Consider the following 14,818-nt stretch of genomic DNA (forward strand, 5'->3'; position numbering starts at 1 on the left):
TGGGCCACCGCCGGTGCCGGTCTCCTCGCGGGTGCGGAGACCCTGCTGCGCCGGGCCGACCGCCGCTACCGGGAGCGCGCGCAGCGGGTCGGTCCCATGGGCGCCCACCAGCCGATCCCCGACGACGGCCTCGGCATCGAACCCGGTCTGTCACCGCTCATCACCACGAGCTCGAACTTCTATGTGGCGGATGTGAACTCGCGCCCACCCCGGCTCGACCCCGAACACTGGCGGTTGTCCATCAGCGGTATGGTCGCGCACTCGCTGCGCCTGTCGCTGCGTGAATTGGCCGAGCAGGCGGAGGAATTCGACGCGGTCATGGTGTGCGTGCACAATACCGTCGCCGCCGGGCGTGCCGGGAACGCCCGCTGGCTCGGGGTGCCGCTGACCACGCTGCTCGATCACGCCCTGCCCGAAACCGGCGCCACCCGCCTGGTCACCCGCGCCAGCGACGGATTCACCATCTCGCTCCCGCTGGCCCCGCTGCGCACGGGCGAGTGGCCCGGGTACCTGGTCATCGGCATGAACGGTGAACCGCTCAGCCCCGAACACGGTTTCCCGGCCCGGGTTTTCGTGCCCGGTCTGTACGGTCAGTACACCGGCGCGAAATGGCTCACCGAACTGGAACTCACCGACGACAGCCACCTGGACTACTGGTGGAAGCGCGGCTGGACCAGTGAGCCGCTGTGGGTGCGCCCGCAGGCCCGCATCGACGTCGCCTCGGTCGGCAGCCCCGGTTCCGGCAAATGCACCGTGGCGGGCGTCGCCTGGGCGCCGCCGCACGGCGTGGCGGGTGTCGAGATCCGCATCGACGAAACCGAATGGCTCCCGGTCGAACTCGGCGCCGAACTCGCCCCGGCCGCGTGGCGGCGCTGGCGCACCGTCATCGACCTCCCGCCCGGCCCGCACACCGTGGAGGCCCGCGTCACCAGCCGCTCCGGCGAGGTCCAGGACGCCGACGTGCGCCCGCCGTATCCGCTCGGCCCGGGCGGCCTGCACCGGGTCACGGTCGACGCCTGAGCCGGACGGCCCGCGGCGGATCACAGCCGCGGGTCGTTGACCAGGCGGAAGTCGTGCAGGTTGTCGCGGTCCCCGGTGGCGGTGAAGTAGCGCCCCGGGAGTTCGTTGGCGGGCATATCGCAGGCGCGGGCGATCACCGAGGCGGGCAGGCGCAGCAGATCCCGGCCCAGATGCCAGGGGGTGACGAGACGGGCCTCGTCGCCGAAGAGCAGCACGCAGCGCACCGGCACCCGGCCATCGGGCAGCAGGGCGCGATCGGCGGTATGCCGCCAGGTGGCCAAGGTGTCGAACAATCCGGTGAGGTCGAGACTTTCGCGCGCCACGTCGAGGGCGTCGGAGTATTCGCGGTCGAAGCGCTGCACATCCGCCGGATCCAGACAGGACCGGATCGCGGCCGGGCTGGCATGTGCGGGTAGCGGAAATCCGTGCTCGAACTTGGCGTAACCATGCTCGGCTGTCATGAACCCACGCTAGTCCGCGTCTCCGATCTCCGGTTGCGAAACGGTGCGCATCGCCCACATGTCGGAGCCGACGGTCAGAAACGCCCGCCGCGGCTGATGCGCCGCGAACCCTGCGAGCCGCCGAAGGACCCGGGCCCCATCCCGCGACCGCCACCACGGCTGAATCCGCCGCCGAACCCACCACCGCGCCGGTATCCGGTGCCCATCCCGCGCAGCATGCCGTCGATGAGAATGCCGCCCAGCACCGCGCCGGTCTGCGAGCCGCCGGTGGGTGTGTGGCTGGCCTGCCAGGACCGTACGTTCGCTTCGGCGGTGTGCAGGGCGCTGGCCCCGAGTTCCACTGCGCGCTGGGCCGATTGCAGCGCCTCGCCGGGGTTCGTGGTGGCGAGCTCCTGTGCCCGGTCCAGATGGCGTTGGGCCTCGGCCAATCGGGTGCGGGGTTCGGCGTCCACGCCGCCGCGCCGGGTGCTGATGAAATCGGCCGCGGCATTGATGCGTCCGCGCGCGGCCGTCATAGCCTGATCGAGGCGTCGCGCCAGATCGTCGGCGGCCAGCTTGCGGTCGGTGGCGGCGGCGATCGCCTTGTCCAGGGCGGTGTCCGCGGCCACCGCCCGCTGGAAGACCCCGAGCGGGTTGGCGTCGCCGTTGGCGGTGGCGTCCTCCAGGGCGTCGCGCGCCGCGCCGATTGCCGCGGGCAGTTCGGTTCCGCCGTGAGCGCCGAGGGTTTCGGCCGTGGCGAGATCGCGCCGCAGCTCGGCCACCATCGCGGCCAGTCCGGAACGCGCGGCGGCGATATCGGTGGCGGCGGTGTCCACGGCGTCCAGCAGCGTGCGCGCCGCGTCCACCGCCGATTCGGCGGCGCGGATGGCTCCGACCGCGGCGCCCTGCTCACCCACCGGCCGCGCCGCCGCGGCCCGCCCCTGCTCGATATTGTGCTCCGCGAACGCGATTCGTTCGTGCGCCATGCGCACATTGTCGCGAATGGGCGCGATCACCGACGCCGGATGCTCCCGCACCAGCGTGTCCAGTGTGGTCTCCGCGCCCGGCATCCGCGCCGTCAGCTCCACCAGGCTCCGGGTCAGTGCGTCCAGCCGGTCTCCGGCATTGATGAGCAGATTGCGCATGGCGTCGAATTCGTCGACCTTGGCGTCGAGTTCCCGATCGGCCCGCCCGCAGGTGGCGATGAGGTCCACCAGCATGCCGCGGCGCTGATCCGGGGACTCCGGGATCGCGTCGTCGAGCTGCTGGCGGATCGAGAACGCCGTGGCCAATGCGTGTTTCGCGGCCTCCAGCGCGGCGGCGAAGGGCGCGGTGGTGGTGTTGCCGAATTCGTCGGTGGCCAAACGCAATTCCTCGGTGCTGGTGCGAATCGCGTTGTCGATGTCCACGAGCAGTTCCCGCGAGCGCGTGTCCAGGATCGGCAGCGGCAGGGCGGTCAGCGCCGCGGTGTCGGTCGGGTCGATCTCCCGCACCCGCTCCAGTTCCCGCCACTCCCGCTCGGCTCGCCGGGACCGCGACCACCACCACAGCCCTGCCACCAGCAGCACCACCACCGCCGCGACGATCAGCAGCGGCAGCGGGTTGGTCCCGGGCGGATTCATGGCCGCCGACAGCCCGTGCGCGGTCGCCACCGCGGCCCCGGCCCAGTCCCCGGCGCGCAGTCTCGGTTCCACGTCATCGGTGAGCATGCGGTCCAGGTCGCTCTCGCCGACATCCTGGGGAAGGCTGCCGGTGAACGCGTAGGCGCGGTCGTCCACGGCGACGGACAGCAGCACATCCCGATCCCCGAAATTCGAGGCCGCCGCCGTGCGCTCACCCCACTCCCGGGGGTCCATCCCGGCGAAGTCGCGTACATAGACGACCCACAGCCGTTCGCGTTCGGCGCCGTACAGCTCTTCCACGGCCGCCGCGACCTCGGCCTCCTGCGCGTCGCTCAACACCTGCGCGGTGTCGGTGACGTACCCGGGCAGCCGCGTCGGCTGCTCCGCGCGCGCCACCGCGGGCTGGCCGGCCAGCAGTGTGAAGGCCAGCAGAAAGCCGGTCAGGACCAGGATCAGTGGCTTCGGTGGCGCCATGGTCTCGAATCTATCCGCAGGGAAGGGGTGCGTGAGTTTTCTTCCTACCACCCGTGTCGGCGGCCATGACTACCATCGGCAGTGTGATCACGATCGATTCGCCCTATACGGGCCATGTCGCCCCCGGCAGCAATCCGCAGCAGCGGGAGGTCCCGGGCGCGCGCATCGTGAAGATGTCGGTCGGCCAGATGGACAACAACGTCTATCTGGTGCGGTGCACCGCCACCGGCGCGACCCTGCTGATCGATGCCGCCAACGAGGCCGAACGCCTGCTGGAACTCATCGAGCAGGAGGCACCCGGGCGGGTCGAACTGATCGTCACCACGCATCAGCACCCGGACCACTGGTGGGCGCTGAAGGAGGTGGCATCGGCCACCGAGATCCCCACCGCCGCCCATGAACTCGACGCCCCCGCCCTGCCCGTGCCCCCGGACCGGCTGCTCGCCGACGGCGAGACGGTGCGCATCGGCGAACTCGACCTCGAGGTGATCCATCTGCGCGGCCACACCCCCGGGTCGGTCGCGCTGGCCCTCACCGACGGCGCGGGGCGCACCCACCTGTTCACCGGTGACTCGCTCTTCCCGGGCGGTGTCGGCAAGACCGGTACCCCCGAGGATTTCGCCTCCCTGCTCGGCGATGTCGAGTCCAAGCTGTTCGCCCGTTTCGGTGACGACACGGTCGTCTACCCGGGCCACGGCGACGACACCACGCTCGGCGCGGAGCGTCCGCAGGTGCCCGAGTGGCGGCGACGCGGTTGGTGAATATCCAGCAGCGCGGCTACCCCGACCCGATGCGGCGGGCGGCCGCCGACGAGCGGGGCGGCTGCGCGCGCGGCATCTGGCGCTGGACCGCGCGGCTGCTGGTGGGCGCGGTGCTGGCCGGGCTGGTCGTGGTCGGCGGGACGGCCGTGCGGGTCTGGCAGGTCGCCCGGATCAGCGACTACTCGAAGGCCGACGCCATCGTGGTGCTGGGCGCGGCCCAATACGACGGCACACCGTCCACGGTCTTCGAGGCGCGCCTGGACCAGGCGTACCGGCTGTTCCAGCGCGGAGTGGCCCCGCTGATCGTCACCGTGGGCGGAAAACAGCTGGGCGACAACTACACCGAGGCGGCCTCGGGCAAGAACTATCTGAAGTCCCGCGGTGTCCCGGCCGACAGCATCCTGGCCGTGGAAACCGGTTCGGACACCCTGCAGAGTGTGGAGGCCGTCGCCAAGGCCCTCCAGGCCCGGGACAAGACGTCGACGGTGCTGGTGAGCGATCCGTGGCATTCGCTGCGCACCCGCACCATGGCCCGCGACGCGGGGCTGGAGGCGTGGACCGCACCCACGCGCACCGGCCCGGCCGTCTACACCCGGGAGTCGCAGGCGCACGGCATCTTCCGGGAGACCTTCGCCCTGATCTGGTACCGGATCACGCACTACTCGGCCGATTTCGAGTACACCGCGGAGCAGTGAGCCATGAGCACCGATCCGTACACCGACGACGACCGGGCCCGCCTGGTCACCGAATCCGCCAAGACGGCCGGACTCAGCTGGTCGTCGACTCCGGCGCGCCGCACCGATTTCTCTCGCGACCGCGCGCGAGTGCTGCATTCCGCCGCGTTGCGGCGACTGGCGGACAAGACGCAGGTCATGGGTCCGCGTGAGGGCGACACCCCGCGCACCCGGCTCACCCATTCGCTCGAGGTCGCGCAGATCGGCCGCAGTATCGCCGACGGGCTGGGCTGCGATCCGGATCTGGTCGATCTGGCCGGAATGGCGCACGATATCGGCCATCCGCCCTACGGCCACAATGGTGAGCACGCCCTCGACCAGTTCGCCGACGCCTACGGTGGATTCGAGGGCAATGCCCAGAACCTGCGGATTCTCACCCGCCTGGAACCGAAGGTCGTCGACGAGCGCGGGGTGAGCGCGGGCCTGAACCTCACCCGCGCCGCCCTCGACGCGGTGATCAAGTATCCGTGGGGGAGAACCGCTCCCGGCGGCAAGTTCGGCGCGTACGACGTGGACATGGAGCGGCTGGAGTGGGTGCGCCGGAATGCCCCGGAGCGCCGCCAGTGCCTGGAGTCCCAGATCATGGACTGGTCCGACGATGTGGCGTACTCCGTGCACGACGTGGAGGACGGTGTGATCGCGGGCCGCATCGATCTGCGCGCGCTGGGCGATCCGGTGGAGCAGGCCGCCCTCGCCGAACTCGGTGCGGCACAGCACCGTTCACTCGATCCGGAAGAGCTCGTCGCTGCGGCGCAACGCCTGTCCGAGCTGCCGGTGGTGGCCGCCGCCTGCGATTACGACGCGTCGCTGACGGCCTCGGTGGCGCTCAAACGCCTCACCAGTGAATTGGTCGGCCGCTTCGCTACCGCCGCGGTGGAGGCCACCCGGGAGGCGTGGGGCGGTCGCCGACTGTGCCGCTACGCCGCCGACCTGGCGGTGCCCCCGATCGTCGCCGCCGAGGTCGCCGTGCTGAAGACGGTCGCCCTGCGCTACGTCATGTCCGACCGTGGCCACCAGGACCGCCAGCGTGACCAGCGCGATCGCATCCTGTCGGTCGCCGACCACCTGCTCGCCAAAGCACCGAACGGGCTGGATCCGGTACTGCTGCCCTGGTGGGAGGCCGCCGCCGACGACACCGCCCGGGTGCGTGTCATCGTGGATCAGATCGCGTCCTACACCGAGAGCCGGTTGGAGCGCGTCGCGGCCGCGATCCCCTAGCGCACCCCTAACCGGTCGCGAAACCTCGAACCGCCGCCGGACGATATGTCACCCTGGAAGGTGAGAGACCGTCGCGCCCAATCGTTGCCGCGGCGGTAATTCGGCGAGCAGGGGACACGATGCCGATGGGACTCGAATCAGCCGTCGACCTGGATCGGTATCCGTTGGACCGCCGTGACCCTGCGGTCCTGAAAACCCTGATGGCACAGTGGCGTGCGGAATTCGAATCCACGGGCACGGTGCTGCTGCGCGACTTCTTGACAAGGGGAGCCATTATCGAAATAGCCGAGATGGTCGTGGAATCGGACGATTCCGTAGCGGACTCGACCGTCGGTGTCACCACGCTGACCTACGACCGAATACCCGAATCCTCGCCACTGAAACTCCTCTACCGCTGGGAACCACTGCTCGATGTCGTCTCCGGTGTGGTCGGCGAGCATGCGTACCGGTCCGCGGACGACCGCGCGGCGGTGACGGTGCACGGTCACGAACCCGCCGACGAGAAGTGGCATTTCGATGCCGCTGACTACACGCTCACCCTGCATGTCCTGGCCCCGGAGTACGGCGGCATGTTCGAGTACGTGCCGCTGCCCTGGGCGACCGGGGAATCGTTTCCGGCCCAGCTCATCGCCGGTCCGCGCCGACATTCGGTGCGGGTGCTGCCGACCCTGCCCGGTGCGCTGATGCTGCACGCGGGCCGGCTGTCGGTGCACCGGGTGACGCCGAGCCGGGGACCGGTGCCCCGGGTGAGCGCGACCATGGATTTCCATTCCCGTCCCGGGCGTACCCTCGGCGAGGAAGCCCGTCGCCGCCGGTTCGGCGCAGAGGGTCGACCATGAGGTCTCGAATTAGGGGGGCTGATCGCCGTGGGCGATAGATTCCGCGTACCAACGCTCGATGTGGCCGGTCTGCGAACGGACCGGGCCGATTTCGGCACCCGGCTCCGAGACGCATTGGCGGACACCGGTGTCTGTTATTTGATCGGCGTCGAGATTCGGCAGCTCCCACTCGTCGACGTTCTCACGGCGGCCAGGCAATTCTGCGCGCACGCCGCCGCCTCGGGGGTGATCGATGTCGCGCACCTGCCCGACGATGTCGCGACCGCCCCGCTGCGCCAGTCGGTCTCGGACTGGGCGCGCGGCCTCGCGGCACTGTCACCGGATCTGCTCGCCGCGCTCGCTTCGGCACTGGGATATCCGGAGGATCACTTCGACCGCTGGGTCGGTCGAGTGACGGCGGTGCGCCCGCAGCTCGTGCACGTCCGCCCGGAGCCGGACCGGCGCTGCACACCGGATACCGCCGTCCACGGTGACACCGGCTTCCTGACCTTCCTGCTGCCGGACCTGCTGTGCGGCCTGCTGATCGAGGACTCCGCCGGACACTGGCGGGAGGTGCCGCCCCGGGAGAATTCGGTGCTGCTGACGGTCGGCGGTGCGGCCGAGGCCGCCACAGCGGGGCAGGTGCGCGCCGCCGCGCATCGGCTGTGGTCCCCGCATGCCGCCAAGGGCCGGGTCGCCGTCACCATGGCGGTCGAATCGACCGTCGAATTCCGGTCCGCGCCACCGCGGTTCGCCGCCAACTCGCACGGCTGACGCGCGGATTCGGCTACGGGTGCATGGCGAGGTAGTGGGCGACGCTGTCGGCGGGCGGCCCGTCGGCGACGACGCGGCCCTCGTCGAACACCAGGACACGGTCGAAGTCGGCGAGCAGATCGAGATCGTGGGAGACCACCACCACGCGCTGCGGCAGGGTGTGCAGCAAGCGCGTGATGCGGCGCTTGTTGCGCAGGTCCAGCAGCGTGGTCGGCTCATCGAAGACGACGTGGTCGGGTCGCACGGCAAGTACCGCGGCAATGGCGAGCAGCTGTTTCTGTCCGCCGCTGAGCAGATGGGCGGGGTGGTCGCGGTAGTCGCTCAACCCGTACTCGGCGAGCACCTCGGTGACGCGGGCGGCGATCTCCGGCTTGGCCAGCCCGTGGTGCTTCAACCCGAACGCCAGGTCTTCGGCCACGGTCGGCATGACGATCTGCACATCGGGGTCCTGGAAGACGAAGCCGACCCGTTTGCGCACCTCGCGGCCCCGCTTGCGGGTGTCCAACCCGTCCACTCGCACCCGGCCCTCGGCCGGGATCTGCAAGCCGTTGAGCAACCGGGCGAAGGTGGACTTGCCCGAACCATTGGAGCCGATGACGCCGATGCGGCGCTCGCTCAGCGTCAGATTCAGCTCGCGCAGCACCTCGCGCTCACCGAAACGATGGCCGACACCCTCGAGTTCGATCATGCGCGGGCCGGGATGAGAGGGTAGGCCCGGCGCACGGCGACCGCGGCCAGTGAGCCGATCACCGTCTTCACCGCATCACCCGGGAGGAAGGCCGCGGAGGTGACGATGGCCTTGCCGAGCGGGATATCGGCGGCGACGGCCATCCACGGAATGCCGATGGCGTACAACACGATCGCCCCGCCGAAGAAGTTGATCGCGATCGCGACGGGCAGGCTGTAGCGCCGCCACAGCCGCTCGGTCAGCAGACCGATGACCAGCGCGCCGACCGGATACGCGAGGACGAAGCCGCCCGTCGGACCGAGGATCACCGACAGGCCGCCGCGCCCGCCCGGCAGCACCGGCAGTCCCACCAGGACCAGTACGACGAACAACAGCATGGCCAGGGTGCCGCGCTTCGCGCCGAGGATCGATCCCGCCAGGATCACACCCAGGGTTTGCGAGGTGAACGGCGCGAAGGCCCCCGGCAGTTGGATGAGCGGGAAGAACCCGAGCACCACCATGATCGCCGTGAACAGCGCCACCTGCGCCAAATCCCTACTACGCACCGGAGCATCGTAGGGGAGGGGCGGGTGTGATCTGGTACGGCGGTCTCGCTTGCCGCGGCGCTACTGCAACCCGCGGGCGTCGAGGGCCTCGCCGAGATTGTCCGCCATGCGCAGGGTGCGGATGAGCAATGGAATGAGGAAGGCGGTGCTGCGCTCGATGCCGCGCGCCCGCTGCGCGGCCCGCACCAGCTCGGCCTGTTCGCGGATGACCGGAATGAAGCGGATGGTCATGGCCACCAGCAGGCCCACCCGCTCGGGCCGCACACCGATCGGTCGCAGCGGGCCCAATGCCCGTTCGATGGTGTCGATCATGGCCGAGGTACGCGTGGTGAGCGTCACCAGATTCGCCAGCAGCACCAGTGCCAGGATGCGTTCGCTCACCAGCACGGCACTCACCCAACCGGTGAACATCAATTGGGCGATGGCGATCAACACCAGGAACGGGGCGATGGCCAGCACCTGCCGCCCGGTCGCTCGCCAGGGAATCCGTGCCAGCGCGTACAGGGCCAGTACGACGCCCAGCGCCACCGCCAGCCACACCGGCGAGGTGACGAAGAACAGGGCCGTGCCCGTGGTCGCCAAGACGATCAGCTTCGCTCCGGCGGGCACGGCATGCACCGGCGTCCGGGCGTCGTGATAGAGGCTGAGCACCGCTAGATGGTGGCATGCGGCCCACCCTTTCCCGAGGTGCGGGGGCCGGGGCCGATCTCCGGGTGCGTCCGGGTCTCGCGTGTCGCCGTGGCGCGGCTAGACTCGCGGCGTGGCCGGACGACTCCCTGATCGTGATATCGCAGCGATTCGTGAACGAGTCCGGATCGAGGATGTCGTGGGCGAATACGTCGCCCTGAAGGCGGCCGGTCCGCTCTCGATGAAGGGCCTGTGCCCGTTCCACGACGAGAAGTCCCCCTCGTTCCACGTGCGTCCGCAGCACGGCCACTTCCACTGCTTCGGCTGCGGTGAAGGCGGCGACGTCTTCGCCTTCCTGCAGAAGATCGAGCACGTCGGATTCGTCGAGGCCGTGGAGCAGTTGGCCGACCGGATCGGCTACAAGATCAATTACGAGGGCGGCGGCACCTCGGTGCAGCGCGACCGCGGCACCCGCAGCCGCCTGGTGGCAGCCAATCAGGCCGCCCACGAGTTCTACATGGCGCAGCTGGGCGAGCCCGGAGCCGAGGCCGCCCGCAAGTACCTCACCGATCGCAATTTCGACGCGGCCGTCGCCCGCCAGTTCGGCTGCGGCTACGCACCCGGCGGCTGGGACGCGCTCACCAAACATCTGCTGCGCCGCGGCTTCGAGTTCAAGGAGCTGGAGGCGGCCGGTCTGTCCAAGCAGGGCCGCCAGGGCCCCATCGACCGTTTCCACCGCAGACTGCTGTGGCCCATCCGCAATCTCAGCGGCGATGTGATCGGATTCGGCGCCCGTCGGCTCTACGACGACGACCAGATGACCGCCAAGTACATCAACACCCCGGAAACGATGCTGTACAAGAAGTCCCAGGTGTTGTTCGGCCTCGATCTGGCCAAACGCGAGATCGCCAAGGCACATCAGGCGGTGGTGGTCGAGGGCTACACCGATGTGATGGCCATGCACCTGGCGGGCGTCAAAACCGCGGTGGCGTCCTGCGGTACGGCCTTCGGCGAGGAACATCTCGCCGTGCTGCGCCGCCTGCTCATGGACGACAACTTCTGGCGCGGCGAGATCATCTACACCTTCGACGGTGACGAGGCCGGGCAGGCCGCCGCCCTCAAGGCGTTCAGCGGCGACCAGAAGCTCGCGGGGCAGACCTATATCGCCGTGGCCCCCGACGGCATGGATCCGTGCGAGCTGCGCCAGCGCTCCGGCGACGGCGCGGTCCGCGACCTGGTGGCCCGCCGGGTTCCCCTGTACGAGTTCGTGATTCGCGGCCTGCTCGCCGAACACAACCTGGATTCCCCCGAGGGCCAGGTCGATGCCCTGCGCCGCGCCGTCCCCGTGGTCGCACAGATCAAGGACAACGCCCTACGCAAGGCGTACGCCACCAAGCTCGCGGGCTGGGTCGGCTGGGACGACATCCAGCTCGTCGTCCGCCGCGTCGGTGAGGAGGCCCGCAAGATCGCCCGCGGCGGCGCGCGCCCCGGCATTCCGGGACGCGAAGCGGCGCAGGAGGTCACGGCACACCCCGCCGCCCGCCCCAACCCCAACGACCCGACCCTGCTCCCACAGCGCCAATCCCTGGCCGCCGCACTGCAATACCCGGCCCTGGCGGGTCCGCTCTTCGACACCCTCGACCCGGAGGCCTTCACCCACCCCGCCTACGTCGCCGTCCGCACCGCCATCACCGACGCCGGCGGTGTCTCCAGCGGCATCGGCGGCTCCGAATGGGTCGCCCTGGTCGCCGACAACACCCCCGACCTGACGCTGCGCGCCCTGGTCTCCGAACTGGCCGCCGAACCGCTCCCGGTCAAATCAGCCGACGACGTCCCCCGCGTCATCACCGGCGTCCTGGCCCGCACCCAGGAAGCCTGGGTCGGCCGCCAGATCGCCCAGCTCAAGTCCAAACTCCAGCGCATCTCCTCCACCGAGCAGACCGACGCCTACCTGGAGCTCTTCGGCGACCTGGTGGCCCTGGAGCAGTACCGCAAGAGCCTGCTCACCCAGGCCATGGGCAACTCCGACGACTTCGCCATCGGCAGCTGAGCCCAAGGCGCGGCTCCCGCCCAGGGCGCGACGGCGCAGCCGAGCCCTCTCTCAGCGCCGCAGCTGATCCTGCGGCACCATCACGGTGGTGCGCTCGTCCAGCGGCACCATCGGCTCCAACTTCGGCTGCGTGCTCAACTTGTCCGCCAGCTTCTGCCGACTCACCAGCACCAGCTTCCGCGTGACCGGACTCTCATTGATCGCCCGCGCCGTCTTGCTGATCTGCTCATACCGAGCCCGCCCGGCCTTCGCGCCCAACACATACCCGGCAGCGACGCCGATGATCAACCGCAGCATTGAGAAGTGCTCCTCCCGTAGGCCAGTCCGCGCCTACATCCTGCCCGAACCCCCCACCCCCTGTCGATCCGGCACCCCACCCCCAACCCACCACATGTCCGCAGGTAGAGGGGCGATTTGGGAACTTCGGCGAACGTGCGCTAAAGTTTCAATCCGTTCGGCCCGCCAGGGCGGAACGGGAAACAATCCCCTATAGCTCAATTGGCAGAGCAGCCGACTGTTAATCGGCAGGTTTCTGGTTCGAGTCCAGATGGGGGAGCCTCTGCCAGGTGCGAACAATTCAGTTCGCACCTGGTTTTTCCTTTGTGCCCGTGAACGACACGGAAGTGACACGCTTTCAGCCCGCGAGCTGATTCAGCGTCGTCGTGAAGTCGGGTGCCTCGGTCGGCTGGTTAATGTAGGCCAGAGCCGGTTGTAGTTGTGTGGATCCCAGACGCCGCCGTTACGACTGGTGAGAATCAGATCCAGGTCATTGTCCGCAGCCTCGGCCGAGTTCTTGTCCGGCTGCTCCGCCAGGGCGCGCCGGAGGGCGTCGACCGCGAACTGCGGCAGGATCACCGTCCGAAATCCGAAGTTGGTCTTGGTCTTGGCGGATCAGCCCTTGCCCTTCCCGGTGCCTTTGATCCGAATGATGTTGTTGCTGAACGTGACGCGCGGCCGCTCAGGGCGGCGAGCGCCGCTCGTGGCTTCTGGCGCATGCGTAGGAGATCGGCCACGATCGCATCAATTCTCGGGTGGACGCCATGGTGACCCCGAAGCGTCGGCTACGACGTCCCATGGCAGATCTCCCTCTCACCTCCGAACACGCACTCAGACAAGCGTTTTGGAGACCGACGCGCGTCAAGGCAGCGTGCGCGATTCGCGATGCTCCGCCACAGCGGCAGAGGGTGTGCGATTGACCAGTGAAAGACTCGCGTGAAGAAGGCTCCGACCGTTTACGCGGGAAAAGAAGATCACGCCTTCAGGTGCTGCCACCGCAGATCCCTGGGAAACGTCGGTCACAGGGGCTGTGTTTCGCGGTTTGCCGAACGGTCGCTCTGTGTCGAGTGCGTCCAGCCTAGATCCACAACTGTGATGTGCGCAACAAACGTTTCTGAAGAACACGTCCGAAGCGGAAAGATTGCCGGAACCGACGCTGATCTGACGGGCCGCTTTCGGTCACCTGCCTCGTGGCAGCTGTCGCTGGCCTGCCGCCACCTGTTCGGTGAGGTCGCGGTAGGCATCGACGAGTTCGGCCAGGTGCCGCCAACGAGCGTGGACAACGGGGGCCGCCGGGTCGCCGGCCGTCATCAGCGTGCGCCAGGCTTGTTCGTGGGCGAGTGCGAGCCGGTCGACGACCGAAGCCAGGGTTTCGGTATGCAGCCGCGCCGATTCACCCGATCGCGGAAGGGAACGGTCGGCCCACTGGTCGATCAGCCGTATGATTCTGGCTCGGCGCTCCCCGGCAGCCACCGTCTGCTCGTTCGGCGTGGAGCTGAGCCTGCGCCGATGGCAGGCGGCGAGTTGCCGAAAACATCGCACCAGCACATGGTCGCCCGGGCGGCCGCCGTGCAGCGAGGCCACCAATTCCTCGCCGGTCGGCAGTCGCAATCCGCGGCATCCGAATGCCGCTGTGCGTACCGTCGGGTCGGGGTCGCTGTCGTCCATCGATCGCCGCTCCGGGCAGAGGGGCCTCACCATTGATCGAAGCTCTCGGGAAGCTTCCGGATTCCGCGCATGATCTCGGCGACGAGGTCCTCGTATCCCGTGGTGAGCTCGAACAGCGCGGCGCTGGCGTCCGCGTACGCGCCGTTCGACGGCGACGCCAGCCGCGAGTACGCGTGAACGCACAACTGCGCGATCCGGTCCACGATGCGGCCGATCGTCTCGGTATGCAGCCGGGCGCCGCCCGAGGGGCTCGGCGCTCGGGCTGCCACCCAGCGGTCGATCCGGATCATCACCTGGGCTCGTCGCCAGTCGATCTCGTTCACCGTCGTCGTGGCGTGGGAGTGTATTCGCTGCTGATGCAGGGCGGCGAGTTCGCTTGCCGCTTGCAGCAGTGGATGGTCGTGACGCGGGAAGCCGCGGCATGCCGCGAGCAGTGCGTCTTTGTCCGGCAGCGTCATCGCCGCCGCCTCTCCACGATGAGCCGCGCCCGGTCGGGCGTGACCCGCCCGGCGGCGACGAGGGTGTCGTAGGCGGTGGCTTTCCGGACACAGCCCGCGACGCTGCACCGGCGGTGGCGCTGCATGGTGCGATGGGCTTCGACCACCGACATTGCACCTTCAGGTGCTTCGTGTGGCCGGCCGACCGGCCACACGCTGAGACCCGCTGCCTGAGCGAGCCTTTCGCGTTCGAGGCGTCGCTGGATCGCGGCGACGGTCAGACCCTTGTTCGGGACGGGCCACCAGCATGCCATGCCGATCACGGCCCCGCAGACGAGGGTCAGCAGGCAGCTGACGATGAGGAACAACATCAGGGGCGACATCATCGTCACCGCCTCCGCTCACCAGTCGGCAGTGCATCGCATCCGAGCGCAAGTGCGGCCACGATCACTCCTCGCACGACAGGAACGCGCCCGCCGCCAACTGGACGATGCATTCGGGACCGTGCGTGGCGTGCGAGTCCCACAGCAGCCGCGCCGTACGCCAATCGGGAACGCTGGGGTCCTGTGCGACGCAACAGGAGTCGCTGTCCACACGGCGGCTCTGGACTCCGCGTCCCGGATCTTCTTCGTTCGTTCGCTCGTTCATCGTTCCGACCTTCTCGGC

At 69.0% G+C, this 14,818-nt stretch carries 17 protein-coding genes and 1 tRNA gene; 8 read left to right on the top strand and 10 right to left on the bottom strand.

The features are described from left to right. A partial coding sequence (locus QJS31_RS06015) for a molybdopterin-dependent oxidoreductase (protein WP_306356128.1) occupies positions 1 to 1,020 on the top strand: 1,020 nt, incomplete at its 5' end. Positions 1,021 to 1,040: 20 nt separating this feature from the next. Here QJS31_RS06015 and QJS31_RS06020 read toward each other — a convergent pair. Together QJS31_RS06020 and QJS31_RS06025 are read right to left on the bottom strand one after the other, a co-directional pair. Next, entirely contained in the window at positions 1,041 to 1,481 is a 441-nt protein-coding gene (locus QJS31_RS06020) for a DUF6247 family protein (protein WP_051037017.1), read from the bottom strand. Positions 1,482 to 1,555: 74 nt separating this feature from the next. Then, complete coding sequence (locus QJS31_RS06025) at positions 1,556 to 3,556, bottom strand: TPM domain-containing protein (RefSeq protein WP_306356129.1); 2,001 nt, start codon at positions 3,554 to 3,556, stop codon at positions 1,556 to 1,558. Positions 3,557 to 3,621: 65 nt separating this feature from the next. Between QJS31_RS06025 and QJS31_RS06030 the strand changes: the two genes are divergently transcribed. From QJS31_RS06030 to QJS31_RS06050, 5 genes are all read left to right on the top strand, one after another. Further along, positions 3,622 to 4,317, top strand: a complete 696-nt coding sequence (locus tag QJS31_RS06030) for an MBL fold metallo-hydrolase (RefSeq protein WP_282786514.1) — start codon at positions 3,622 to 3,624, stop codon at positions 4,315 to 4,317. A gap of 29 nt (positions 4,318 to 4,346) precedes the next feature. After that, positions 4,347 to 5,012, top strand: coding sequence for a YdcF family protein (locus tag QJS31_RS06035; RefSeq protein WP_306356359.1), 666 nt, complete (start codon positions 4,347 to 4,349; stop codon positions 5,010 to 5,012). Positions 5,013 to 5,015: 3 nt separating this feature from the next. Then, a complete protein-coding gene (locus QJS31_RS06040; RefSeq protein WP_282780164.1) occupies positions 5,016 to 6,269 on the top strand; it encodes a deoxyguanosinetriphosphate triphosphohydrolase in 1,254 nt (417 codons plus the stop codon). A 125-nt stretch (positions 6,270 to 6,394) separates the two neighbouring features. After that, positions 6,395 to 7,108 (top strand): hypothetical protein, encoded by a 714-nt coding sequence (locus QJS31_RS06045; RefSeq protein ID WP_282780162.1) that lies wholly within the window; start codon positions 6,395 to 6,397, stop codon positions 7,106 to 7,108. Between the two features lie 60 nt (positions 7,109 to 7,168). Further along, positions 7,169 to 7,861, top strand: coding sequence for a 2OG-Fe(II) oxygenase family protein (locus QJS31_RS06050; protein WP_306356130.1), 693 nt, complete (start codon positions 7,169 to 7,171; stop codon positions 7,859 to 7,861). A 13-nt stretch (positions 7,862 to 7,874) separates the two neighbouring features. Here QJS31_RS06050 and QJS31_RS06055 read toward each other — a convergent pair whose 3' ends face one another. Genes QJS31_RS06055 through QJS31_RS06065 form a run of 3 tightly spaced genes read right to left on the bottom strand, consistent with a single transcriptional unit; the run spans position 7,875 to position 9,745 of the window. Next, positions 7,875 to 8,549, bottom strand: coding sequence for an energy-coupling factor ABC transporter ATP-binding protein (locus QJS31_RS06055; protein ID WP_306356131.1), 675 nt, complete (start codon positions 8,547 to 8,549; stop codon positions 7,875 to 7,877). Then, positions 8,546 to 9,094 carry a biotin transporter BioY gene (locus tag QJS31_RS06060; protein WP_306356132.1) on the bottom strand — a complete coding sequence of 183 codons (549 nt, stop codon included), beginning with the start codon at positions 9,092 to 9,094 and terminating at the stop codon, positions 8,546 to 8,548. The genes QJS31_RS06055 and QJS31_RS06060 overlap by 4 nt, the downstream gene beginning before the upstream one ends. A 60-nt stretch (positions 9,095 to 9,154) precedes the next feature. Further along, positions 9,155 to 9,745, bottom strand: a complete 591-nt coding sequence (locus QJS31_RS06065; protein ID WP_282780154.1) for an energy-coupling factor transporter transmembrane protein EcfT — start codon at positions 9,743 to 9,745, stop codon at positions 9,155 to 9,157. Between the two features lie 109 nt (positions 9,746 to 9,854). Between QJS31_RS06065 and dnaG the strand changes: the two genes are divergently transcribed. Continuing rightward, positions 9,855 to 11,771: a DNA primase gene (gene dnaG / locus QJS31_RS06070; RefSeq protein WP_306356133.1), complete on the top strand. Its 1,917-nt coding sequence runs from the start codon at positions 9,855 to 9,857 to the stop codon at positions 11,769 to 11,771. Positions 11,772 to 11,822: 51 nt separating this feature from the next. Here dnaG and QJS31_RS06075 read toward each other — a convergent pair whose 3' ends face one another. Then, on the bottom strand, positions 11,823 to 12,068 hold the full coding sequence (locus QJS31_RS06075; protein WP_029932092.1) for a hypothetical protein: 246 nt from the start codon (positions 12,066 to 12,068) through the stop codon (positions 11,823 to 11,825). Positions 12,069 to 12,254: 186 nt separating this feature from the next. On the opposite strand from QJS31_RS06075, the gene QJS31_RS06080 reads away from it, so the two are divergent. Then, positions 12,255 to 12,327, top strand: a tRNA-Asn gene (locus tag QJS31_RS06080). Between the two features lie 899 nt (positions 12,328 to 13,226). Here the strand turns inward: QJS31_RS06080 and QJS31_RS06085 are convergent. Genes QJS31_RS06085 through QJS31_RS06100 form a run of 4 tightly spaced genes read right to left on the bottom strand, consistent with a single transcriptional unit; the run spans position 13,227 to position 14,800 of the window. Next, the gene (locus tag QJS31_RS06085) at positions 13,227 to 13,715 is read right to left on the bottom strand and encodes a DUF4254 domain-containing protein (RefSeq protein WP_306356134.1); all 489 of its coding nucleotides are present in this window, start codon (positions 13,713 to 13,715) and stop codon (positions 13,227 to 13,229) included. 26 nt (positions 13,716 to 13,741) lie between these two features. After that, positions 13,742 to 14,173: a DUF4254 domain-containing protein gene (locus QJS31_RS06090; RefSeq protein WP_306356135.1), complete on the bottom strand. Its 432-nt coding sequence runs from the start codon at positions 14,171 to 14,173 to the stop codon at positions 13,742 to 13,744. After that, a complete protein-coding gene (locus tag QJS31_RS06095; protein ID WP_306356136.1) occupies positions 14,170 to 14,544 on the bottom strand; it encodes a hypothetical protein in 375 nt (124 codons plus the stop codon). Before QJS31_RS06095 ends, QJS31_RS06090 begins: the two co-directional genes overlap by 4 nt. A gap of 55 nt (positions 14,545 to 14,599) precedes the next feature. After that, the gene (locus QJS31_RS06100) at positions 14,600 to 14,800 is read right to left on the bottom strand and encodes a hypothetical protein (RefSeq protein ID WP_306356137.1); all 201 of its coding nucleotides are present in this window, start codon (positions 14,798 to 14,800) and stop codon (positions 14,600 to 14,602) included. Between the last annotated feature and the right edge of the window lie 18 nt (positions 14,801 to 14,818).

It is taken from the genome of Nocardia sp. CC213A, from assembly GCF_030766805.1.
In the GTDB taxonomy this organism is placed as follows: Bacteria; Actinomycetota; Actinomycetes; order Mycobacteriales; family Mycobacteriaceae; genus Nocardia; species Nocardia otitidiscaviarum.

What these genes read in the sequence shown, in the direction of transcription:
- QJS31_RS06020 (WP_051037017.1), bottom strand. Translation starts at nt 1,481, where the DNA reads ATGACAGCCGAGCATGGTTACGCCAAGTTCGAGCACGGATTTCCGCTA.
- QJS31_RS06090 (WP_306356135.1), bottom strand. Translation starts at nt 14,173, where the DNA reads ATGACGCTGCCGGACAAAGACGCACTGCTCGCGGCATGCCGCGGCTTC.
- QJS31_RS06075 (WP_029932092.1), bottom strand. Translation starts at nt 12,068, where the DNA reads ATGCTGCGGTTGATCATCGGCGTCGCTGCCGGGTATGTGTTGGGCGCG.
- QJS31_RS06055 (WP_306356131.1), bottom strand. Translation starts at nt 8,549, where the DNA reads ATGATCGAACTCGAGGGTGTCGGCCATCGTTTCGGTGAGCGCGAGGTG.
- QJS31_RS06085 (WP_306356134.1), bottom strand. Translation starts at nt 13,715, where the DNA reads ATGGACGACAGCGACCCCGACCCGACGGTACGCACAGCGGCATTCGGA.
- QJS31_RS06045 (WP_282780162.1), top strand. Translation starts at nt 6,395, where the DNA reads ATGGGACTCGAATCAGCCGTCGACCTGGATCGGTATCCGTTGGACCGC.
- QJS31_RS06100 (WP_306356137.1), bottom strand. Translation starts at nt 14,800, where the DNA reads ATGAACGAGCGAACGAACGAAGAAGATCCGGGACGCGGAGTCCAGAGC.
- QJS31_RS06030 (WP_282786514.1), top strand. Translation starts at nt 3,622, where the DNA reads ATGACTACCATCGGCAGTGTGATCACGATCGATTCGCCCTATACGGGC.
- QJS31_RS06035 (WP_306356359.1), top strand. Translation starts at nt 4,347, where the DNA reads ATGCGGCGGGCGGCCGCCGACGAGCGGGGCGGCTGCGCGCGCGGCATC.
- QJS31_RS06025 (WP_306356129.1), bottom strand. Translation starts at nt 3,556, where the DNA reads ATGGCGCCACCGAAGCCACTGATCCTGGTCCTGACCGGCTTTCTGCTG.
- QJS31_RS06040 (WP_282780164.1), top strand. Translation starts at nt 5,016, where the DNA reads ATGAGCACCGATCCGTACACCGACGACGACCGGGCCCGCCTGGTCACC.